The organism is Virgisporangium aliadipatigenens, from assembly GCF_016863615.1.
Taxonomy (GTDB): Bacteria; Actinomycetota; Actinomycetes; order Mycobacteriales; family Micromonosporaceae; genus Virgisporangium; species Virgisporangium aliadipatigenens.
The window spans coordinates 39,140-60,472 of sequence record NZ_BOPF01000010.1 but is presented as its reverse complement, the minus strand read 5'-3'; the positions used below and the strand labels follow the sequence as shown (position 1 = coordinate 60,472).

The following is a 21,333-nucleotide window of genomic DNA, read 5'->3' as shown; positions in this document are numbered from 1 at the left end:
CAGACACTTCACGTTACCCTCGGTGGGCGGCCGCACGCGGAGATTCGGTCACCCGCAGGTCCAGCGGGCCAGCACGCTCGGAGCCACGCCCGCCCGGCCGGCCACGAACGACCGGCCCCCCGGGCCGATCCAGATCGGGTCCGCGAGGCGCCCGCTCCCGTCGGGGTCGCCCGCGAGCGGATGTTCGACACCGTCCGGGGAGAGCAGCATCTGGCCGGCCGCCCCCTCGTACACCAGCCAGCCCTCGTCGTTCGCGGCGAACACGTCGCGCGCCCGGTCGCCGATGCGCACCAGCCGGTTGGCCCGCAGGTCCCAGCGGGCCGGCAGCTCACCCAGCCGGCCGTACAGCAGGCCGCCCCGCAGGAACGTCGCCCGGAAGCCCCCGATCCCCGCCGGGAGGGTCAACGGACCGCCGCTCGTCAGCTCCGGGGACCAGACGTACGGCGTGTGATCGGCGGCCCCCGTGCGCACCGACGCCACCAGATTGCCCCGGTCGTCGAAGCCGATCGCCTCGGCCTCGCCGGGTTCGCTCAGGATCCGCGGCTCGCCGCGGGCATCCGCCGACCAGTAGACCAGGTCGCGATCGGCCGGCGCGGGCGTGTCGTGGAACCGGTAGCCGGTGCGGGTCAGCATGTCGCCCGCATCGACCTCGCGCACCAGCGTCCCGAAGACGTCGCCGCGTTCGTTGACCGCCGCCGGCACCGCCAGCGCGTAGCCCGCCGGCTTCATCAGCTCGTACCACGAGCCGTCACGCGCCAGGAACGCCCGCCGGTCGTGGCCGTAGTAGGTCTCGAGGCCGGCCATCATCCCCGCGGCGTTCACCGTCAACCACTGCACACCGTCCTGCTGCGCCGCGATCGTGTCGTCCCGCCACAGCACCCGTACCGGCGCCGCACTCGAGTCGGCGAAACCCGTCCCGGTCACCCCGGCGAGCACGTACCGTCCGGTCCGATCGGTAGCACCGTCCTGCCGCACCGCCCCGCGCTTCCCGCCCGGCATCGGCAGGTCCCGCGGCACGCAGCCGGTGAGCGGCTCGCCGGGGGTGATGTCCAGCCGCACCACCTCCGGCGCATCGGCCGGTCGGCGTTCGGGGGCGGGGATCACGGCCGCGTAGGCCACGCCCGTGGCGGCCACCACGAGCACCGCCGCCGCACCGGCGATCGCCAGCCGGCGCCGGCGCACGGCACGCCGCCCCGCCTCGACGGCGTTCGTCGTGTCGAGCCCCGGTGGCAGGGCGAACCCCCTGAATCGCGTCGCAAGATCGTCTCCATTCACGCGTGCGCTCCTTCCCGGCCGAGCGTCTCCCGTAGTGCCGCGAGGCCCCGCGACGCATGGCTGCGCACATTGCTCTCCGAACATCCGACGATCTCCGCGATCTGCGGCACCGACAGGTCGCAGAGGTAGCGCAGCACCACCACCGTGCGCTGGGCGTGGGTCAGTCGGGCGAGGGCGGCCCGCAGCACGTCGCGTTCCTCGACGCCCTCGGCCGCCGGCTGCGCCGCCTCCGGCAGCCTCGGCATCAGCGCCACGCCGGACCAGCGCAGCCGCCGTTCCCCCAGGTACTTGCGCACGAGCATTCGGTGCACGTAGGCGTCGACGCTGTCGGCCGAGCGCACCCGCCGCCAGCGGCAGTACAGCGTCGTGGTGGTCGCCTGCACGATGTCGTCCGCGCGGTGCGGGTCGCGGCACAGCAGGTACGCGGCCCGGCGCAGTGCCGGGAGGCGTGCGGTGACGTACTCGACGTACTCCCGTTCCCACTCTTGGCGCATCGGCGCTCCTTCCTGCCTCCGTGTGTAGAGGCGGGCGGGCACCCATATTGACGCACCCCGACATTACGCACAAAAAGCGCCGCCCGGACCGCGCGAAGCGTGGTCCGGGCGGCGCCCCTACCCCAGGTCAGCTGACCTTGAAGCACCCCGCACAGGTGCCCTTGCCGAAGTCGGCGTTCGTCACCAGGACCGTGCGGCTGCCGGCCCCCGTGTTGGCGGCCACCGAGACGACCGCGGTGATCGTGGTGTCGCTGACGACCTGCACGTCCGTCACGGTCACGCCGGTGCTGAGCGAGACGGCCGCGCCGGCCGCGAAGCCCGTTCCGGTGATGGTGACCTGGCCCGAGCCGCCCCGCGCCATGGTCGCCGGTGCGATCCCGGTGACGGTCGGCGCGCCGCTGACCGCGAACGCCGTCGCCGTCGAGCCCTTGCCGGCGTCGCCGTTGATCACGCTGACGGTGCGGGCACCCGGGACGGCCGCGCCGGCCACCGAGACGACCGCGGTGAGCGTGTTCGCGTCGACCCGCTGCTGGGAGAGAATCGCCACGCCGCTGCCGGCGAACGAGAGCCGCGCGCCGTCGGTGAAGTTCGCGCCGGTGACGGTGACCGTGGTCTGCGCGCCGCCGCCGAGCACCGCCGGGGTGACGTCGGAGACGACCGGGGCCGGCGTGACGGTGAGGCAACCGGCGCAGGTGGTCTGGCCGGCGTCGCCCGGGTTCGTGATGATCAGATCGCGCGGGCCGGGAACGGCGACCGAGGAGGTCGACAGCCCCACCACCAGGGTGTGCGCGTCGGTGACCGCGACCGAGGTGACCGCGACGCCGCTGGCCGGGATCGTCACCTTGGTGTCGGCGGTGAAGCCGTTCCCGGTGACGGTGATCGTGCGCTGGCCGCCGGGGCCGATCGCGTCGGGGCCGACGCCGCTGACCGACGGGCCGGCGTTGACGGTGAAGCAGCCGGCGCAGGAGACCGAACGGCCGTCGGCCAGGTTCACCGTGACCGTGCGGGCACCCGGTGCCGCGTCCGCCGCGACGACCACGTGCGCCACGAGCTGGGTCGCGTCGACCACCGTCGTGAACTTCACCGTGACGCCCGGCCCGAAGTCGGCCTGCGCGCCAGGGGTGAAGCCGGTGCCGGTGACGGTCACGCTCTGGCCGAACGCGCCGCCGTTGGCGCCCTGGCCGCGGCTGGCCGGCGAGACACCGGAGACGGCGAGCGGAGCGAGTTCGGTCAGCGTCGCGGTCTTCGACACGGCGCCGGCCGAGGCGGTGAGCGTCTCGGTGCCGGCCGTCGTCGACGCGGTCACCGTGGCGGTGTACACCCCGAAGCCCTGGTCGGTCACTGCCGAGACGGTGACGTCGCCGTCGCTCACCAGCGCGACGGTGTCGCCGGCGCGCGGGTTCCCGAACTGGTCCGCGACGGTGATCGTGGCGTCCGCCGCCGAGGTGCCGTCGGCGGTGAGCGTCGCCGGGGAGAGCACCAGCGTCATCGCCGCCGCCGGACCGGCCACCAGGGTCAGCACGCGGCCGGCCGTGGCGCTGCCCGCGGTCGCCGTGATGGTCTGGGTGCCGGCGACGGTCGAGGCGGTCACGGTGGCGGTGTAGGTGCCGTCGCCGTGATTGACCACAGTGGACAGTTGCGCGCCGCCGTCGGTCGACAGGTCGACCGTGTCGTTCTTACGCGGGTTGCCGTACTGGTCGGCGACGGTGACGGTGACGGTCGCGGAGGACGCGCCGTCGGCGGTGAGCGTTCCCGCGGAAAGGCCGACGGAGACGACCGGAGCGGCCGGGTTGACCGTGAGCGCGGCGGTGCCGGTGGCGGCGCCGCGGGTGGCCTGCACGGTGTGCGGACCGGCGACGGTCGCGGTGCAGACGTTGAGCGCGCACGAGCCGTCGGGCGAGATCGTCCAGGTCGTCGCGCCGCCGGTCATGTCGCCGAGGCTGTTGCCCGCCGCGTCCCGGCCCTGCGCCGTGAAGGTGCGCGAGGTGCCGGCGTCCATTGTGGACGTTCCCGGCGAGACCGCCAGCGAGGCGAGCGTCCCGACCGTCACCGTGATCGGGCTCTGGGTCGATCCGAGGGAACCGTCGGAGACCGACACGGACTGGTTCCCCGCACTCTTCAGGACGATTCCGGGGAACGCCTTCGCGCCGTTGTCGCCCGCCGTGAAGGTGTAGCCCGCCGGCAGCACCGCGGCCGCGTCGGACGACGTGAAGCTCACGCTGCCCCGGTAGCCCGTGGCGACGTTGCCGAACGCGTCCTTCGCCGTCACGGTCGCCGTCGTCGAGGCGCCGGACGTGGTCGGCGTCGCGATGCCGGCGATCGTCAGGCTCGTGGCGTTCGCCGCGGTGACCGCGGTCGTGGTGACGCCGGCGATCGACGCGGACGCCTTGTCGGTGGCCGTGAGGCTACGGCTGCCGGCCGTCTTGAACACCGGCGTCGTGAACGTGTGCGCCCCGGCGTCACCGGCGGTGAACGTGTAGTCCGCCGGCAGCACCGCGGCCGGGTCGGAGGAGGTGAACCGCACGGCCCCGCGGTAGGCGGGCGTGGTGTTGCCGTAGGCGTCCTTGGCGGTCACGGTCGCCGTCTGCGCGACCCCGGCCGTGGCCGTCGCCGGCAGCACCGGCACCAGGTTGGTGGTCGGGCCGGGAACCTCGGTGAGGGTGCCGAAGTTGGTGCCGCCCACGCCGCGCGTGACGCCCGAGACGGTGACCGCGCCGGTGCTGCCGTCCAGGTAGAGCTGCCCGCTCGCGAGCGGCGTGTTGGCGGTCGGCCGCACGCCGACGGTGCCACCGGTCGCGCCGATCGTGACGATGCTCTCCGAGGTGGACAGGTCGCAGATGTAGAACGTGATCGCGGTCGCGGTCGGCGTGACCGACAACGACGACGAGCTCTTGCTGGTGCACGACGCGGACGCCGACAGCGTCGGCCGGCGGCTGCTGGTCGGGCCGCTCGACGTGACGGTCACGCTCGACGTCGTCCGGAACTCGAACCCGGCCGGCGCGTTGATCTGGAACCGGCCCTTGGAGATCTCTCCCGGGTTGTCCTCGTCGACGACCATGTTGCCCAGGGTGGTGTAGGTGCCGGTGGGGCCGGCGGTCGTGGCCGATATCGCGGTGCCCCCCGACGCCGCTGTCACAACGGCCGCGGCGAACGCCGGCGACGCCAGCGCGCCCGCGGCCAATGCCCCGGAGGCACCGGCGGCGAGCAGCCGCAGGAACGAACTTTTCTGCACGGGACCTTCTCTCATTCCGGATTCGTCGAAGGGTTTGCTGAGGGGCCGGGCTCAGGCCCAGGCGCGGATGCGACGGTCGGTGGAGTTGCGCACGCGGCGGCGGTCGGCCATGGCGGTGCGGCGTTCGACGTGCTTGGGGCGCAGCCGCTCGCGGGCGATGCTGCGCAGCACGCGCAGGCCGTCGGTGACGGCGTTCAGGTTGCTCTCGCCGTGCAGGCGGTCGCGTTCGTAGCTGGGCACCTCGGCGACGGAGAGGCCGGCCCGCGCGACGCGCACGTTGATGATGGTCTCGATCTCGAAGCCGTCGCCCCAGCGCATCTCGTCACCGGATGTTCCGGGAGTGAGGCCCAGGACGTCGAGGGTGCTGCGCCAGAAGGCGTTGTAGCCGTAGCAGAGGTCGGTGAAGCGGGTCCCGTTGAGGATGTTCGTGAGGACGTTGAGGCCCTTGTTGCCGGCCCGCCGCACACGGGTGATGTCGCTGCTGCCGCCGCCCTCGACGAAACGCGAGCCCTTGGCGAAGTCGGCGCCGGCCACCAGCGCGGCCACGAACGCCGGAATCTCGGCCGGATCCGTGGAGCCGTCCGCGTCGATCATCACGATGATGTCGCCGGTGCACGCGGCGAACCCGCACGCGAGGGCGTTCCCCTTGCCACGCCTGGTCTGGAGGACGACCTTGACGTCCGGGCGGAGCGCCCGCGCGACGGCGACCGTGTCGTCCGTCGAACGCCCGTCGACGAGCACCACCTCGTACAGGTCCTCGGGGAGACGGCCGAAGACGTGCGGCAGGTTGCGCGCCTCGTTGAGGGTGGGGATGACGACGCTGACGCGGGGACGCAGCGGCGCGGCGTTCAACGGTCCGGGCATACGGGGGCTCCAAGCCTCGAACTGATTCGGGCTCGGTTTCGCCTCTCGCTCCCCGCCGGGGCGGGTCCCTGTCCGGGGGACCCTGGGCGACCAGCATTCGCCCGGCGGTTCATCGCATCCCGGCAGCCCGGTCGGGCTGCTGCAACCACTTTGCGACCCGGACGGCAACCGTGCTGTCAGGCGGTCGGACCGAGAGTGACCACCTGACAGCAGGGCTTGCGTTTTCGTCGGATGCCTACCGCGCCACGGCTACCGCGGCGCGTCGTGCGTCAACCGGCGTCCGTCACCGCTGCCGGGTGAGCAGCCCGGGCCGGTACGGCAGCAGGCCGTAGTCGCCGCCGGAATTCGGCGAACGCCCCTGGTAGAGCAGCTGGAGGTTGCAGGGGTCCACGGTCATCGTCTGGTCCGGGCCGGTGCGCAGCAGCTCCCCGTGGCTGATGTCGTTGGTCCAGGTGGCGCCGCTGTTGGCCTTGCCGGCGAACGGGTTGCTCTCGGTGGCGGCGTTCGGGGTCCACGAGCCGTTCAGGCTGCTGGCCGTGAACGAGCGGAAGTAGCGCCCGTTCGCGCCGATCGCCTCGACGATCATCAGGTACTGGTTCTGCCCCTGCACCTTGTAGACCTGGGGCGCCTCGAACAGGTTGTTGGTGGAGTCGCTCATGACCACCGTCGAGGAGGTGCCGAAGTTACCGGGGAAGTTGCCGATGGGCATGCTGGCCCGGTAGATCTTGCCGTTGTCGCCGGCGAAGAAGAGGTACATGTTGGTGCCGTCGCCGATGAGGGTCTGGTCGATCGGGCCGGTGCTGGAGCCCGTGATGGTGCCGGAGAAGAGCGGTTGGGCCGCCGACCACCCGTTGGGGTTGGTGGGGTCGGTGGAGGTCCGGTAGGAGAACGCGGTCGCACCCCACTGGTAGGCCAGCACCCACAGGCTTCTCGGCGCGAAGTAGAACAGCGTCGGCGCGACGGCGGCGGAGGACATCGCGTTCTGGCTCGCCGATGCCATCTCCGACCAGTTGGTGAACGGGCTGAAGTTCATCGAGCCCCAGCGCGTTCCGGTGTCGTGGGTCGTCGCGTAGACGAGCTGCCGGCCGTTGTACGGAGCGACGGTGAAGTCCTTGAGCGAGACCCAGCCCGAGCGCGGATTGGCCAGCGACCCCGTCGAACTCCAGCGGTACGTCGACGGCAGCGTGCAGGCGCCGGGGTTGCCCGGGTTGGAGGAGCCGACCGGGACGAGTTGCCACTGCTGGTTTGCGCCGTTCCAGTCGGCGTACTGCACGACGTTTCCACCGTCGGCGGTGGAGGCGCCCTGAACCTCGACGGCCTTACCGCTGTTGCGGTTGATCAGCTGGATGTAGCCGTCGATGTCCTGGATGCTGAACTGCTGGTTGGCGGCATTGTTGTCGGTCCACTGCACGATCGCCGCACCGTCGGCGGTCGACCAGTTGTAGACGTCGAGGACCTTGCCGGACAACCGCGACTTGAGCCGGTAGTAGCCGCCGCCGGAGTCGACGAACTGCCACTGTTGCTGAAGCCCGTCGTTTCGGGTCCACTGCGTGATCCGCGCCCCGTCGCCGGTGGCGAGGTTGTAGACGTCGAGGGCCTTGCCGCTGTTGCGATTGACCAGGATGTACGACGCGTTGGGGTCGATCGTCGCCGCGGATGCCGCCGTCACGGTGGTCGCGACGGCGACGCCGGCGCCCAGGACGGTCAGGACCGCCAGGACGGCCGCCGACCACCGACGGCGGGCGGGCCGGCGGGGAGTCGAATCGGGATGGTCACCCATGAGGTGCACGGGATGCTCCTTAACGGACTGCTGGGGGTGCGCTCTCGTCCGATCCATCGGCGCCAAAGTCGAATGCAAATGTGAGCGTTAACATCAACTGGCGGAAGGCGTCGACGGCGAGGGCGGGAATGCGTTTGGGTCTGGCCATATTGGCAGACCGTTCGCGACCTTTCAAGGCCCCGAATTCACTTCCGGAAACGACTGAGATGGTCCCGGGAAAAGTGTTATCCGCCGCGATTCCGGCGGGTCGTTGCCGCGCATCACTGCGCTCGGCACCAATAGATTGTCCGACGTGAACGTCGAAACATAAAGCCGCCCTGCCGCCCGGCGGGAGCGACCGATTGAGCGACGCGGCCGTTCCGGGGCACTGTTAGGCTCCCGCCGCAGCCCATCTCCGAAAGGTCACCTTCATGTTGCCCAACGTGGTCGTCGGGGGCGGCATCGTCGGTCTCGCCACCGCTCGCGCGCTCCAGGAGCGGGAGCCGGACCGGCCGGTCGTGGTGCTGGAGAAGGAGGCGACGCTCGCCGCCCACCAGACCGGACGCAACTCCGGAGTGATCCACTCGGGGCTGTACTACGCGCCCGGTTCGCTCAAGGCCACGCTCGCCGTGCGCGGGGCGGAGGCGATGAAGGAGTGGTGCGCCGCGCGGGGCGTTCCCTACGACGTGCCGGGCAAGCTGGTCGTCGCGACGTCACCGGCCGAGCTTCCCCGCCTCCAGGCTCTGCGGGAACGCGGTAAGCGAAACGGCGTGCCCGTCCGGGAGGCCTCGCCCGACGAGATCCGCGAGCGGGAGCCGGCGCTGCGCGCCGTCGCCGGGCTGGTCGTGGAGTCCACCGGGCGAGTCGACTACAGCCGGGTCTGCGCCGTCCTCGGCGAGGAACTGACCGCCGCCGGCGGCACCATCCGGCTGAGCGAAGCGGTCAGCGGCATCGCCGCACGGGCCGGCGAGGTGCGGCTGACGACCGCGAAGGAGACGTTCGCCGCGCACCGGGTCGCGGTCTGCGGCGGCCTGCAGTCCGACCGGCTCGCCCGGATGACCGGCGCCGACCCGGGTGTGCGCATCATGCCGTTCCGCGGCGAGTACCGCGAGCTGGTCCCCGAACGCGAGCACCTGGTGCGCGGCCTCGTCTACCCGGTGCCCGACCCGGACCTGCCGTTCCTCGGCGTGCACCTGACGCGCGGGCTCGACGGCCACGTGCACCTCGGCCCGAACGCCGTTCCGGCCTTCGCCCGGGAGGGCTACCGGCGGCGCGACATCTCCCCCCGGGACCTCGCCGACTCGCTGCGCTACCCCGGCGCCTGGCGGATGGCCCGCAGGTACGGCAGGGTCGGCGCCGGCGAACTGTTGCGCTCCTTCGTGGCGCGGTCGTTCGTGGCGGCGGTGCGGCGCATGCTGCCCGACGTGCGGGCCGAGGATCTGCGGCCGGCGCCGGCGGGAGTGCGCGCGCAGGCCGTCGGACGGGACGGCAGGCTGGTCGACGACTTCCTGTTCCGGCGCACCGGTGCGGTCCTGCACGTGCTCAACGCGCCGTCCCCCGCCGCGACGGCGTCGCTGCTCATCGGCCGCCGCATCGCCGACGAACTGCTCACCGAGTCGGACTGATCGGCCCGGGTCGCCGGCCACCGCCCGTTGCCGCAGCTCGGTAACGTATCGCCGCATGAGCGCACGCTTGCGGGAGCGAATCATGAAGCACTGGGCGCTCGAGTCTCATGGCGCCGGGGAGCGAAGCGAGTCGGCGGCATGAGCGGCGGTGCGGAGCGGGAGCAGTGGGGGACGCTTCCGGGACAAGCGGTCTCCGGGGAGATCGTCCCGGCGCCCCGCGACCCGCGCACGGTCTCCGGCCGGGAGGTGGCGGCCCGCTACCCCGGCGCGGAGAACCAGGTCTTTCCCTACCCCGCCGAGCGGCTCCCCCGGCTCCCGTCGCCCCCGCCGGTGGGACCGCCGTTCAACCCGGCCGCGGCGGTGGCCATGGCCGTCGCCGTGATCTTCCCGCCGGCCGGCCTCGGCCTGGCGAAGTCCGCGCGCCGCGAGTGCCTGGCGCACGGGTCCCGCGGCGCCGGCCTGGCGCTGGCGGCACACCTGGTCGCGGCGATCGGCACCCTGCTGTGGACCCTGGTCACGCTCGCCATCTGCGCGGCCGGTGTCTGGGGCATCAACGTCGCCGCCGATGCCCTGCACACGATCGGGGATTTCCTGGAGAAGGTCGGCTCGCTCTTCTGAGCCGACCTGTCCCGAGGGCCTACGCGTCGAGAACGCGTCAGGGCTGGAGCGGCGGGTACGACGGGTCGAGCAGGTTGTTCTCCTTCAGGTACCCGTGCAGCGGCACGTCCTCGGGGAAGTGGCCCCACGCGTGGTCGCCGCTCAGCTCCGGGTCGAGCACCGTCTTCGCGTCGAGCATGTCGAAGAGCTGCCGCTGGATCGGGGTGTACTCCGCCGACTCGGCGGGAACCTCGTCGCGCCGGGCGACCCAGCGGTAGGTGTAGCCGAAGAAGGCGGCCTTGCGGGTGATGTCGGAGTAGTTGAACGAGCGCGCGTGCCAGATACGGCGGTCGAAGAAGACCACGTCGCCGGGGTTGGCGCAGACCTCGATCGCGCCCTCCGGAGCCGGCCACTGCATGTCCCGGCGCGGCGGGCCGTCGATCCGGTTCGTCAGGTGGCTGCCCGGCACGACCTGGAAGTTGCCGCGCCCGGGCTGCGACACGTCCGAGAGCCAGAACGCCAGCTTCACGGACAGCCGCGGGCGCGGGTTCGTCTCCAGTTCGCGGTTCTGGCGGCCGCCGTCCTGGTGCCACTCGAACCGGTAAGGCGTACGCTCCGTGACCGTGGGATGCACGTCGAGGTGCGAGTGGTAGATGTGCACGTTCCACCCGAGGATCGACCAGACCAGCGGGAACACGGTCGGGTGCGAGGCGAGACCGGCGAGCGGCGGGCACGAGGCGACCGCGCTGAGCTTGTGCAGCTGGCCGTCCGGGCCGAGTGCGCCGGCGGCCTTGTGCGCCGCGTACACCTCGTCGATGGCGGCCGTGTAGTGCGCGACCTCCTCGGTGGAGAGAACGTTCCGAACGATGATGTAGCCGTCACGTTCGAAGTCGGCGCGCTGCTCCGCCGTGATGCCGGCCGGAATCGCGGTCGTGGAAGTGGTCAACCTGGTCCCCCTTGGTGAACGCGCAGCTGCTACGGAGAGTCAGCTGCGTCAGCTACGGAACAGACGCGAAAGACGTTCCTCTTGGTTGCGGAGGCAAAGATCACTGCAACCGATCGATGTCCGGTGGCGTCCGCGCGCGCGAGGGCGGCACAGGCGGACGCATCGGTACAGGGCGGACTGGCGTTCGGTGGCGGTTCTGGAGACAATCACCGGCATGGCTGATCACCGTGACCCCGGACGGCCCGTCCGCGCGACGACACTGGTGGTCACCCGTAGCGGCGGACAGGTTCCGGCCCCGGCGCCGGAGATGGTGGAGTACACGCCGTTCCCGGCCCGGGACCCGTTCGGCACGTCGGTGCTGCGGCGGCGGCGCACGCTGATCCTCGCGGTGCTGGTGGCGATGCTCTCCGTCGCGGCGTACGCGTTCGGACCCGTTCGTCCGCCCCGTAACCGGCCGGTGGCGCCACCGGCCGCACAGCAGACCGGTCCGCAACTGGCACCCGACGGCACCACCGACCAGCCGGCCACCGAAGAGGGGGTCGCCGGTGCCGGTAGCGCGTCGGCCAGTGCCTCGCCGGCCCCGTCGAAGGCGTCGCCGACGGCGGCTTCCGCGGCACCGGCCGTCGGCAACACGGCTCCCGCCGGGCCGCGCAACGTGGCGGCGGGCGCCGCCGTCGAGGCCTCCAGCGTCGAGGCGCCGCACCTGGCTCCGTCCAACGCCATCGACGGCAACGGCGAGACGCGGTGGGGCAGCGGGTTCGCCGACCCCCAGTGGATCAAGCTCGATCTCGGCAACCAGTACCCGCTGGGCCGTGTCGCCATCACCTGGGAACGCGCCTACGCCACCCGGTTCCAGGTGGAGGTCTCCGGGGACGGCAACGCCTGGAAGAAGGTCTACGAGACCGCCAACGGCAACGGCGGGACGACCGTGTTCTTCGCGACCGGCAACACGTCCCGCTACGTGAAGATCACCGGCCTCGCCCGGATCAGCGAGTACGGCTACTCGATCATCGACATCGCGGTGTTCACCGCCTAGGGCCCGCAAACGGCGGCACCGCCCGAAACGCGTCCGCCACCCGCACGGTCGGGATCAGCCGCGCCAGCAGCCGCCGGCAGCGCGACAGCGGATGGTCCGGGAACGTCGCGTCGTAGGCCGGGTCGTCGGCCACGTTGGTCGGCAGCCCACCGAGTGCGCGCAGGTCGACGTCGGGCGCGTACCGGCTCGGCGGGAACGCCCCGTCGATCCCCACCCGCGCCACGATCATGGCCTCCCGCATGCCGGTGGTGCCCTGTTCGGGGCACTGCACCTTGAGCACCACGCTGCAGGTGGCCCGCGGGATCAGCAGCGAACCGATGAACACCAGGCCGGTCGGCTGGTGCGGATGCTTGATCTTGATGATCTGGCGCATCGCGGGCAGCCCGTCGACGGTGATCACTTCGCCCTCGACCAGCCCCGCACCGCTCTGCGCGTCCTTGATCGCCACCGCGCGGAACAGCGCCGCGGGCTCCGACAGGGCCGCGGGCAGGTCCGGGACGAGGTCGATCGGCACCACGACGGCCACGTCGCCGTTCGGGTCCTGCCAGGCCCTGGGGTCGATCTGGGTCATCCCGCCGACGTCGAACGAGATCGGCAGCCCGGGAAGCGGTGCCGGCCCGGGCGCCGGAGGCCGCGCGGGAGCGGGCGGCGGAGCGGGAGCAGCGGGCGGGGCGTCGTCCACCGTGATGCCGAAGTGCGTCGCCAATCCGGCGAGCCCGGCGTCGTACCCCTGCCCCACCGCGCGGAACTTCCACGCCCCGTCGCGCCGGTACAGCTCCCCCAGCACGTACGCCGTCTCGGTGGTGGCGTCGTGGCTGTCGTAGCGCGCCAGTTCCGCGCCGGTGCCGGCGTCGAGCAGCCGCACGTGCAGCCCCGGCACCCGCCCGAACGTGCCGCCGTCGGCCGAGGCCGCGAGCACGACCCGTTCGACCGAGGGCTCCACTGTGGACAGATCGACCAGGACCGTGTCGGTGACCTCGCCCCCGGCGGACGCCTTGCCCTCGTGGCGCACCGCGCCCGAGCCGTGCACAGGCTGGTTGTAGAAGACGAAGTCGGCGTCGTCGCGCACCCGTCCCCCGGCCAGCAGCAGCGCGGAGAAGTCCGCGTCGGGCACCCCCGCCCCGCCGCGCCAGCCCATGACCGCCCGCACAGCCCCCGTCGGCACCGGTACGTTGGCGCCCTTCCGCAACGACATTCGACAAACTCTAGAGGGGTGTCATCACTTCGCGTCGCTCGATGCGTTTCGAGGCAGACCATTCGACGGAGGGGACGCTCGTGACGTTCGAGGAGTTCGTATCGAGCCGGCTCGGCGCACTCGTGCGCTACGCCACGGTGGTGACCTGGGACCCGCATCTGGCGGAGGACATCACCCAGAACGTGCTCGTGCGAGCACAGGCGCGCTGGCGACGGATCGGCCGGATGGACGCTCCGGAGCTGTACGTCAAACGCATGGTGCTCAACGAGTTCCTGTCGTGGCGCCGGCGCCGGGCCGCCCGCCTGGTGCCGCTGTCGCGGGACTCGATGGACCTCGTCGTGGCGCCGGTGCCGGACCCGACCGGGGCCCGGGACGAGCGGGACGCCCTCATGCGCCTCATCGCCGGGCTGCCGCCGCGCCAGCGGGCCGTCATCGCGCTGCGCTTCTACGAGGACCTGACGGTCGATCAGATCGCCGACCTCCTCCAGTGTCGAACGGTCACCGTCCGAACCCACCTTTCCCGGGCCCTGGCGACGCTGCGCGCCGCCGTTCCGGGATCGCTGATCACCACCGGGGAGCAGAAGTGACCGACCATCTCGAGGACCTGATCCGCCGCGCCCAGGAGCGGCGGGCGGCCGACACCGTCGACCCGGACCGGATCCGTCGGGCGCTTCCGGCCCGTGCCGCGCACCGCACGAGGCAGCTGCGTCTGGGCGGGGCCGCGCTGGCACTTGCCCTCGCGGCCACCGTCTCCCTCCCCTACTTCCTCGGGGGAACAGGCACCGGCGAGGACTCCGCCGCACCGAGCGCGAGCGCCACCGCGGCCCCCTTGCAGGACCTCACCGTCGGGCTGCTGTACCGCCCCACGTGGCTGCCCGACGGCCTGACCGAACGCTCCCGACTGTTCACCTCGAAGACGGAGACCGGCCCGTTCGGGGTCCAGCGGATCTACACCAACAGCTCCGTGGAGCCGGACGGCGCAAAGGGCGGCCTCTCCTTCACGCTCAACCGCGACGCCGACCCGGCCCACCCGGAAGCCAACGAGGGTACGCCCGTCGACATCGACGGCAGGCCGGGCTTCTACCACGGCAGAGAGGGCGGCGCCGATAAGTCCTACCTGGAGTGGCGGATCGACCCCGACCACATCGCGACCGTGTCCGAGGGCCGGCTCGGCCTCTCCCGGGACGACCTGCTGCGGGTGGCCCGCGGGGTGCGGCCGGACGGGCGCGCAATAACCCTGCAGGACGTTCCCACGCACAACGTCATGCCGGCCGGCATCGTGCTGGACCGCTACGAGGTTTACGGCGACACGCCGTCCGGCATGACGATCCGCATGGGCGGCCGGGGCCCGGAGAGGCCCGCGATCCCCGAGCCGGCCGTCAGCCTGTCGCGGCCCGGCCCGTCCGCGTCCGCACTGCCCGGCGGCGGGAAGAACGCCGACACCGCGCAGCAGGACAAGGACGCGCAGGTGAAGAAAGGCCCGGCGACGCTCAGCGTCGAGATCGGTCCGCGCACGAGCGCCCCCGAGGGCGGTCGGCAGCTGACGGTCGCCGGCCGGCCGGCCCGGGCGGTCGAGCGCACGGACGGGTCGGCGCCGATGCGGTACCTGGTGGTCGACCTCGGCGGCGGCCGCTTCCTGACGGTGACCGGCATCGAACCGCCGGGCAGCCGGATCACCTTCGAGGACCTCACCGTGGTGGCGGAGGGGTCGACGGCGGTGGCGGTCGACGGAGCCTGGATCGGCACCCGCTAGGAGCAGCTCTCAGGGGCCCGCATCGGTGTCCGGTGCGGGCTCCGCCTGCTGGTAGAGCGCGACCAGGAGGCCGTGGCGGGGCTGGTCCGGCGTGTCGGGTGCCGCGGCGACGATCTCCTCCAGGGCCTCGGTGAGCCGGGCCGCCTGCTCGGCGGAGAGCCGCACGTGGCGCAGCGTCAGAACGTGCTCGGCGGGGCTGCGTTCGATCTCGGTGGCGATCGCGCCCAGCAGCGCGGCGGCCGTCCCGGGCACTGCCGTCGGGGCGACGACGCGGGCGGCGGCGCGGGCGAAGTAGCGTTCGGTGCCGCCGCGCACGGTGCGGGTGCCGGCGTCGCGCACCAGTCCCGCCTCGCGCAGCACCTTGAGATGGTGCGAGACGTTGCCCTTGAGCGCGTCCAGCGCGACGGCGAGCTGGCTGATCGTGGCCGGCCGTTCGCCGAGGGCGAAGAGCAGGCGCTGGCGGAACGGGTGCGCCAGCGCCTTGAACTGTGCCGGGGTCTCCGCCTCGAACGCGTCGTCGCTCACGCAGGGACCCTATGCCGGCGGGACCGGCATCGCCCCGTGCGACAGCGCCTTCGCCACCCCGATGAGGTTCGCGGCCATCGCCCGGCCGGTCTTTGCCGACCAGTCGTGCCCGGTCGGGTCGTCGATGTAGTCCGGTCCGGCGCCCGGCCCGCGGTGCCAGTACGTCCACGCCTGCCCGGGAACGGTGAACCCGATGTCGATCAGCGCCCCGCAGATCTCGGTGATGACGTGGTGCGCCCCGTCCTCGTTGCCGGTGTTCACCACTCCCGCGACCCGGTTGTACGCCACGGGACGGCCGCTGTCGTCGGTCTCCGACAGCATGGCGTCCATCCGTTCGAGCACCCGCTGGGTCACCGACGAGGGCTTGCCGAGCCAGGTGGGTGTCGCGACGATCAGGATGTCCGAGTCGAGGATCTTCGAACGGATGGCCGGCCATGCGTCCCCGTCGCCCATGTCGCTCTCCACGCCCGGCTTGATGTCGTGGTCGACGGCGCGGACCCAATCGACGACCACGCCCTCCGACGTCAGCGCGGCGGCCACCACGTTGGCGAGCGCCTCCGTGTTGGAGGTCTGCGGCGACGGTTTCAACGTGCAATTGACGATCAGTGCCTTCATGGGAACGGTCTATCCGCCCCACCCCGGTCCAAACCAGAATGTGCGCACGGGGCACCGATAGATCGCTATGCTTCGTTGGTCAACCGTCCACGGGGGAGGTCACGGTGACACTGGCTGCCAGCGCATTCTCCGGCCCGACACGCTAGTCCGGCCGTGTCCGAGACCACGGTGATCGTGACCGCGGTGGCCGGCGCTCCGGTGCGGAGCACCCTGCGGGCGCCGGGCGTCGAGGAGCTCGACGGTCGGGTTCCGCTGCTCGTGGCGGGCGACCCGGGGGCCGAGCCGGAGGCCCGCGCGGCCGGGTACCCGTTCCTGGCGGTCGGCCGACCCGGACGCGCCGCCGCGCGCAACGCCGCGCTGGCCGCCGCGCAGACCGACCTGATCGTCTACGTCGACGGCGGGAGCCGACCCGGGCGGGGCTGGTTACGCCACCTGACCTCCGCACGCCGCGGGCACGCCGCCGTTCTCGGGCGCACCCGGGTGCTCGACGCGCAGGGGCGGGAACGGCCGACACCGACCCGCGCCGCGGTGCACAACGGCCGCGTCGGTCCCGTCGTGTCGCCGTTCGGCGGCAGCGCGCTCTTCGACCGCCGGCTGCTGCGCGAGGTGGGCGCGTTCAACCCGGCCGTGCGGCGCTGGGACGACCTCTACATCACCGGCCGGCTGATCGGCTACGGCGCCTCGCTGGCCCTGGCCGAGGAGGCCGTCGTCGACGTCGTCGTGCCGGCGCGCTGGCGGGACCCGGCGCGGCTGGTCGCCGACGGGTTCCGGCTGGAGGACCTGCACCGCGCGGCGGTGCGCGAATCGCGGTTCCCGCGGGCGATCCACCGCCCGGCCGGCTGCGGGCACCTGCACGCCGGCGCGCTCGCCGCGGGCCGGCTCGCGCGCGGGCTCACGCCCGCCCGGCTGCTGCGCGGCAGGCGGGTGCCGGTGCGCACCCGGTACCCCTCCCGGGCCGTGTACCTGACCATCGACGACGGCCCGAGCCGCAACACGCCCGAGCTGCTGGCCGTCCTGCGGCGGCACGGCGCCACGGCGACGTTCTTCGTGGTGGGAAAGGCCGTCCGCGAGCATCCCGCCCGGCTCGCCGAGATCGTCCGCGCGGGCCATCCGGTGCACGGGCACTCGTTCACGCACCGCCAGTTCGACATGTTGAGCCGGGAGGAGGTGATCCGCGAACTCGACGACACGCAGCGCCTGCTGGACGGCGTCGCCCGGCCGGGTCCGACCCGGGTGCGACTGCCGTTCGGCGCCGGTGACGAGGACAGCCACGTGCACGACGCCGTGCGGCGGTGGCGGCCGGACTGCGAACTCGTTCAATGGAGTCACGACACCGAGGACTGGAAGCACTGGCCGCAGTGCCGGAGCACGGCGGACGTCGATCGATCGGCCGCCCGGGCGGCGGAGCGCGTCCTCGACACCGACGACCTGGCCGGTGGCGTGGTCCTGCTGCACGACTCCGCGCTCGGCACCGACGACCCGCTGGCGGACCGGTTCGCCCGCGTCCTGCTCGAACGGCTGCTGACCGGCATCGCCGCGCGCGGCCTGACGACGGCGGCCCTGCCGGGCGACGGCACAGGCGGCGATCGACCCAACCGACGGGACAGGAGAACGAGATGACCGAAGCACCCGACCCCCAGGGCATCGACAAGGTTTTCTGCCACCTGCCGTGGACCCACCTGTGCGCCCATGTCGACGGGGTCTACTCCCGCTGCTGCGTCGACACCAGCGCCCAGCAGAACTGGCCCCAGTACCGCGGCAGCCGCCCGGAACGCATGGTGCTGCGCGAGGACGCCGTCGGGTGCACCGCCAACTCGACGTTCGCGGCCGACAACCCGGACATGGTCATGTCGCTCGACGAGGCGTTCAACAGTCCGCGGCTGCGGGCGACCCGGCTGGCCATGCTCGCCGGTGAGCCGACCCCCGCCTGCCGCGACTGCTACACCCGCGAACGGCTGGCCGGCGACTCGCTGCGCCTGCAGATGCTGCGGCAGGGCACCCCGGTCCCCTCCGTGCAGGAGTGCCGCGAACGCACCGCCGAGGACGGTTCGGTCGACGGCTTCCCCAGCTATCTCGACCTGCGGCTGGGCAACCACTGCAACCTGCGGTGCGTGATGTGCGACGTGCCGACGAGTTCCTCGCTGGTGCGCCATCACCCGGACACCTGGCTCAAGCGCTCGCTCGACCCGTACTCGGAGGATCCCGGGTTCTGGCGGGCGCTGGAGGAGAACCTGCCGGCGATCACGTCGATGTACTTCGCCGGCGGCGAGCCGCTGCTGCTGCGCGCGCACCGGCCGCTGCTGCGGCTGTTCGTCGAGTCGGGGCGGGCCGCGGAGGTCGACCTCACCTACGCCACCAACCTGACCGCGCTGCCGGCCGACATCCTGGAGCTGTGGCGGGCGTTCAAGCGGGTCTCGCTGGAGGCCTCCTGCGACGGCGTCGGGCCGGTCTTCGAACAGGTCCGCATCGGCGGCCGGTGGGCCGACTTCGAGCGCAACGCGGATCGGGTCCGGGACGTCGTGCGGCTCTCGATCCACGCCGCACCGCAGCGCGACAACGTGTTCGACCTGGAGAACGTCGTCGACTGGGCGCTCGGCCGCGGGCTGCCCGTGCACCTGAGCAACACCGTGCGCGAGCCGGAGGAGCTGTCGATCCGCAACCTGCCCAGCGCGGCCAAGCGCGAGGCGCAGGCCTATCTGGTGCCGCTCGCCGCGCGGCTGGAGGCGGACGGCTATCCCATGGTGGCGCGCGACGTTCGCGGCGTGACGAGTTACCTCATGTCGCCGCCGACCCTCACGACCGTCAACTGACCTGCTCCGACGGGGAGGCACACATGACGCTCAGCGACACCGCGCCGCCGGTCCTCGACGACGAACAGGTCGCCCGGTTCGAGGAGGACGGCTTCGTCAAGGTGGCGGGCGCCATACCGCGCGAACTGGCCGACGAGTGCCGGGCCCTCGCCTGGCGGCACATCAACGCCGATCCCGACGACCGTTCGACCTGGACCGAGGCCGTGGAGTTCATCTTCGACGCGCCCGATCCGCTGTTCGTGCGGGCCGGCAACACGCCGACGCTGCACGCGGCGTACGACCGCCTCGCCGGCCGGGGACGGTGGCACCCGCTGCGCAACCTCGGTTGGTTCGTCGTCCGGCTGCCGGGCCTGCCGGAGCCGAGCGACACGGGATGGCACGTCGACGGCAGCTATCCCCTGGGCGAGGGCCGGTACGGGCTCAACCTGTGGTCGCGCAACCGTTCGCTGCTCGTGCTGATGCTCTTCAGCGACGTCGGTTCCGCGGACGCGCCGACCCGGATCCGGGTGGGTTCGCACCTGGACGTGCCGCGGCTGCTCGCGCCGGCCGGGCGGGCGGGCACCTCGGACGCGGAGCTGTTCCGGCTGCTCGGCCCGACCGAGTCCCGCCCGGTCGCGCTGGCCACGGGCAACGCCGGCGACGTCTACCTGTGCCACCCGTTCCTGGTGCACGCCGGCCAGGCACACCGCGGCAGCGTGCCCCGGTTCCTGGCCCAGCCGCCGCTGACGTCGGTCGGCGAGCTCAACCTCGATCCGGCGAATCCCGCGCCGACCCCGGTCGAACGCGCCGTCCTACGCGGCCTCGCCGCCTAGGACACGCTTTGGACGCTCGCCGGAGCCCGGTGCCACCAGCGGTCGACGACGACGGCACAGGCGGGCGGCACGGCCACGATCACGTCACCGAGGACGGTGATGTGCCGGTCGTGCCGCGCCCGCAGCACGTCGATCGTCTCCAGCAGGGTGGGCCAGTAGCGCGGGTGCTTCTGCCCGGGCGGCATCGGCGGCGGGCTGAGGAAGATGTCCGCGTCGTCGATCAGGAGGCACGACCCGGCGCCGTGTCCGGCCGCGTCGATCGCCGCGATCTCGGTGAGGATCGGGCAGTCGGTCCCGGAACCCGCCGTGCCCGGGCCGGCGTAGTGCGCGTCGAGCCAGTACAGCGCGGGTCCGGCCGCGGCCGCCACCGAGCCGATGAGGTCCTGCGTGGGCCCGTGCACGAGGCGGACGTTGTCCAGGTCGGCGAGGCTGACCCGGGCCCGGTCGACCAGCTCGGCCGACCACTCGATGCTCCACACCCGGGCGAACGTCCCGGCCAGCAGGCGGGTCGACGCGCCCTCGAAGGTGCCGGTCTCGACGGCGGCCTGCAGCCCGAGCGCGTCGCGCAGCCCGACGGCCAGCTCTGTGGGAACGGTGCTCACCGGCCTCAGTCTAGAGCGAAGATCATCCATTGGTGGCCCCACGGGTCCTGGATCCGGCCGCCCCGGCCGTAGGCGTGGTCGTTCACCGGGTGGAGCACCGTCGCGCCGGCGCGCACGGCGGATTCCACCAGCGCGTCGGGGTCGTCGACGGTCAGCGTGAGGATCACCGGTGTGCCACCCAGCGTTCGCGGCGACGGGTCGCCGTGCCCCTCGTCCTTCACGGCCAGCGTGGTGCCGGCGAGGGAGAGCGTGGCGTTGACGATCTTTCCGTCGTCGGTGTGGCGTTCGCGTTCGGTCGCGCCGAGGACGTTCCCGTAGAACGCGATCGCGGCGGCCGCGTCGGTGACGACCAGGCGGGGATGCAGGTTCCGGATCATGCCTCCGATGATCGGCCGGAACCCTCCGGCGGTATTGGAGAAAGCGGCACGTGATTGCGGGCGGCCGGGTCGCGCGGCCGGTAGGCGCCCGGCGTCAGCCCCGACAGGTCACGGAACTCGTTCACCAGATGCGCCTGGTCGTAGTACCCGCACTCGACGGCGAGCCTTGCCCAGTCCGGAGCGCCGCCCGCCGTGACCGCCCGCAGCAGCCGCTGGAACCGCCGCACCCGCCCGAACCGCTTCGGCGCCAACCCGATCCCGGCGGCGAACCGGCGGCCGAGGTGCCGCGTGGTCCAGCCCAGCCGGTCGGCGGTCGCCGCCACGCTCGCCCCGTCGTGCAGCGCACGTGCCGCGGCGACGAGCGCCGGGTCGGGTCCCCTGAGCAGCCGCCCGGTCAGCACCCGCTCGAGGGCGCGCACGGGGTCGGCCGCGGACAGCAGCCGTTCGCGCAGGGTCGCGCCGTCCCGCCCCCACACGTCGGCCAGGTCGACCAGCCCGTCGCGGAGTTCGTGCGCCCCGCCCGGCAGGAACGCCGCCGCCCCACCGGCGCGGAACAGCACCCACACGGTGTCGCGCTGCTGCGCGGGATCGATCACCGCCGGCCCGCCGGACGGACCCACGAACCCCGCCCCGCCGACCCGCATCGGCGCCGCACCCCAGCGCGACAGCGCGTCCTCGGCGAGGTTGACGGTCAACTGCACGGCACCGGTCGGCAGCGACAGTTCGCGCCCGGGCGGATGGTCCCCCCGGTACCGGCCCATCCGGGCCACGAACGGCGCCAGCGCGGCACCCGGCCGCAGTTCGACAGCCGCCATG

Annotated in this window: 20 protein-coding genes; 8 read left to right on the top strand and 12 right to left on the bottom strand. The window is 72.6% G+C overall.

Features of this window, described 5'->3' with window-relative positions; all coding sequences use genetic code 11:
• Positions 1 to 48: 48 nt before the first annotated feature.
• The 5 genes from Val02_RS16080 to Val02_RS16060 all read right to left on the bottom strand — a co-directional run bounded on the left by Val02_RS16080 (position 49) and on the right by Val02_RS16060 (position 7,645).
• On the bottom strand, positions 49 to 1,275 hold the full coding sequence (locus Val02_RS16080; protein ID WP_203899881.1) for a hypothetical protein: 1,227 nt from the start codon (positions 1,273 to 1,275) through the stop codon (positions 49 to 51).
• Positions 1,272 to 1,769, bottom strand: coding sequence for a SigE family RNA polymerase sigma factor (locus tag Val02_RS16075; protein ID WP_203899880.1), 498 nt, complete (start codon positions 1,767 to 1,769; stop codon positions 1,272 to 1,274). The genes Val02_RS16080 and Val02_RS16075 overlap by 4 nt, the downstream gene beginning before the upstream one ends.
• Before the next feature lie 127 nt (positions 1,770 to 1,896).
• Entirely contained in the window at positions 1,897 to 5,001 is a 3,105-nt protein-coding gene (locus tag Val02_RS16070) for a beta strand repeat-containing protein (RefSeq protein ID WP_203899879.1), read from the bottom strand.
• Positions 5,002 to 5,052: 51 nt separating this feature from the next.
• On the bottom strand, positions 5,053 to 5,865 hold the full coding sequence (locus Val02_RS16065; RefSeq protein WP_203899878.1) for a glycosyltransferase family 2 protein: 813 nt from the start codon (positions 5,863 to 5,865) through the stop codon (positions 5,053 to 5,055).
• Positions 5,866 to 6,148: 283 nt separating this feature from the next.
• Complete coding sequence (locus Val02_RS16060) at positions 6,149 to 7,645, bottom strand: non-reducing end alpha-L-arabinofuranosidase family hydrolase (protein ID WP_203900077.1); 1,497 nt, start codon at positions 7,643 to 7,645, stop codon at positions 6,149 to 6,151.
• 410 nt (positions 7,646 to 8,055) lie between these two features.
• On the opposite strand from Val02_RS16060, the gene lhgD reads away from it, so the two are divergent.
• Both lhgD and Val02_RS16050 read left to right on the top strand, forming a co-directional pair.
• Positions 8,056 to 9,249, top strand: a complete 1,194-nt coding sequence (gene lhgD / locus Val02_RS16055) for an L-2-hydroxyglutarate dehydrogenase (RefSeq protein ID WP_203899877.1) — start codon at positions 8,056 to 8,058, stop codon at positions 9,247 to 9,249.
• A 138-nt stretch (positions 9,250 to 9,387) separates the two neighbouring features.
• Positions 9,388 to 9,867, top strand: a complete 480-nt coding sequence (locus Val02_RS16050; RefSeq protein ID WP_203899876.1) for a hypothetical protein — start codon at positions 9,388 to 9,390, stop codon at positions 9,865 to 9,867.
• Positions 9,868 to 9,904: 37 nt separating this feature from the next.
• Here Val02_RS16050 and Val02_RS16045 read toward each other — a convergent pair whose 3' ends face one another.
• Positions 9,905 to 10,792: a phytanoyl-CoA dioxygenase family protein gene (locus tag Val02_RS16045; RefSeq protein WP_203899875.1), complete on the bottom strand. Its 888-nt coding sequence runs from the start codon at positions 10,790 to 10,792 to the stop codon at positions 9,905 to 9,907.
• A 214-nt stretch (positions 10,793 to 11,006) separates the two neighbouring features.
• Between Val02_RS16045 and Val02_RS16040 the strand changes: the two genes are divergently transcribed.
• The gene (locus Val02_RS16040) at positions 11,007 to 11,828 is read left to right on the top strand and encodes a discoidin domain-containing protein (RefSeq protein ID WP_203899874.1); all 822 of its coding nucleotides are present in this window, start codon (positions 11,007 to 11,009) and stop codon (positions 11,826 to 11,828) included.
• Here the strand turns inward: Val02_RS16040 and Val02_RS16035 are convergent.
• Positions 11,818 to 13,023 (bottom strand): TerD family protein, encoded by a 1,206-nt coding sequence (locus tag Val02_RS16035; RefSeq protein ID WP_203899873.1) that lies wholly within the window; start codon positions 13,021 to 13,023, stop codon positions 11,818 to 11,820. The two genes, Val02_RS16040 and Val02_RS16035, sit on opposite strands and share 11 nt — an antisense overlap.
• Positions 13,024 to 13,064: 41 nt before the next feature.
• Here Val02_RS16035 and Val02_RS16030 point away from each other — a divergent pair, with 41 nt between their 5' ends.
• Both Val02_RS16030 and Val02_RS16025 read left to right on the top strand, forming a co-directional pair.
• Entirely contained in the window at positions 13,065 to 13,610 is a 546-nt protein-coding gene (locus Val02_RS16030) for a SigE family RNA polymerase sigma factor (RefSeq protein ID WP_308440006.1), read from the top strand.
• Entirely contained in the window at positions 13,607 to 14,776 is a 1,170-nt protein-coding gene (locus Val02_RS16025) for a hypothetical protein (protein WP_203899872.1), read from the top strand. Before Val02_RS16030 ends, Val02_RS16025 begins: the two co-directional genes overlap by 4 nt.
• 9 nt (positions 14,777 to 14,785) lie before the next feature.
• Here Val02_RS16025 and Val02_RS16020 read toward each other — a convergent pair whose 3' ends face one another.
• The gene (locus Val02_RS16020) at positions 14,786 to 15,301 is read right to left on the bottom strand and encodes an ArsR/SmtB family transcription factor (RefSeq protein WP_203899871.1); all 516 of its coding nucleotides are present in this window, start codon (positions 15,299 to 15,301) and stop codon (positions 14,786 to 14,788) included.
• Positions 15,302 to 15,310: 9 nt separating this feature from the next.
• The gene (locus Val02_RS16015) at positions 15,311 to 15,916 is read right to left on the bottom strand and encodes a flavodoxin family protein (protein WP_203899870.1); all 606 of its coding nucleotides are present in this window, start codon (positions 15,914 to 15,916) and stop codon (positions 15,311 to 15,313) included.
• A 153-nt stretch (positions 15,917 to 16,069) separates the two neighbouring features.
• Between Val02_RS16015 and Val02_RS16010 the strand changes: the two genes are divergently transcribed.
• The 3 genes from Val02_RS16010 to Val02_RS16000 are packed head-to-tail and all read left to right on the top strand — an operon-like array spanning position 16,070 to position 19,538.
• On the top strand, positions 16,070 to 17,536 hold the full coding sequence (locus Val02_RS16010; protein WP_203899869.1) for a polysaccharide deacetylase family protein: 1,467 nt from the start codon (positions 16,070 to 16,072) through the stop codon (positions 17,534 to 17,536).
• Positions 17,533 to 18,726, top strand: coding sequence for a twitch domain-containing radical SAM protein (locus tag Val02_RS16005; RefSeq protein WP_203899868.1), 1,194 nt, complete (start codon positions 17,533 to 17,535; stop codon positions 18,724 to 18,726). Before Val02_RS16010 ends, Val02_RS16005 begins: the two co-directional genes overlap by 4 nt.
• A 23-nt stretch (positions 18,727 to 18,749) precedes the next feature.
• Positions 18,750 to 19,538, top strand: a complete 789-nt coding sequence (locus Val02_RS16000) for a phytanoyl-CoA dioxygenase family protein (RefSeq protein WP_203899867.1) — start codon at positions 18,750 to 18,752, stop codon at positions 19,536 to 19,538.
• On the opposite strand, the gene Val02_RS15995 is transcribed toward Val02_RS16000, so the two are convergent.
• The 3 genes from Val02_RS15995 to Val02_RS15985 are packed head-to-tail and all read right to left on the bottom strand — an operon-like array spanning position 19,535 to position 21,332.
• A complete protein-coding gene (locus tag Val02_RS15995; RefSeq protein WP_203899866.1) occupies positions 19,535 to 20,140 on the bottom strand; it encodes a hypothetical protein in 606 nt (201 codons plus the stop codon). The two genes, Val02_RS16000 and Val02_RS15995, sit on opposite strands and share 4 nt — an antisense overlap.
• A gap of 5 nt (positions 20,141 to 20,145) precedes the next feature.
• Positions 20,146 to 20,517, bottom strand: coding sequence for a VOC family protein (locus Val02_RS15990; protein WP_203899865.1), 372 nt, complete (start codon positions 20,515 to 20,517; stop codon positions 20,146 to 20,148).
• The gene (locus tag Val02_RS15985; protein ID WP_239152982.1) at positions 20,514 to 21,332 is read right to left on the bottom strand and encodes a helix-turn-helix domain-containing protein; all 819 of its coding nucleotides are present in this window, start codon (positions 21,330 to 21,332) and stop codon (positions 20,514 to 20,516) included. The genes Val02_RS15990 and Val02_RS15985 overlap by 4 nt, the downstream gene beginning before the upstream one ends.
• Position 21,333: the final 1 nt, after the last annotated feature.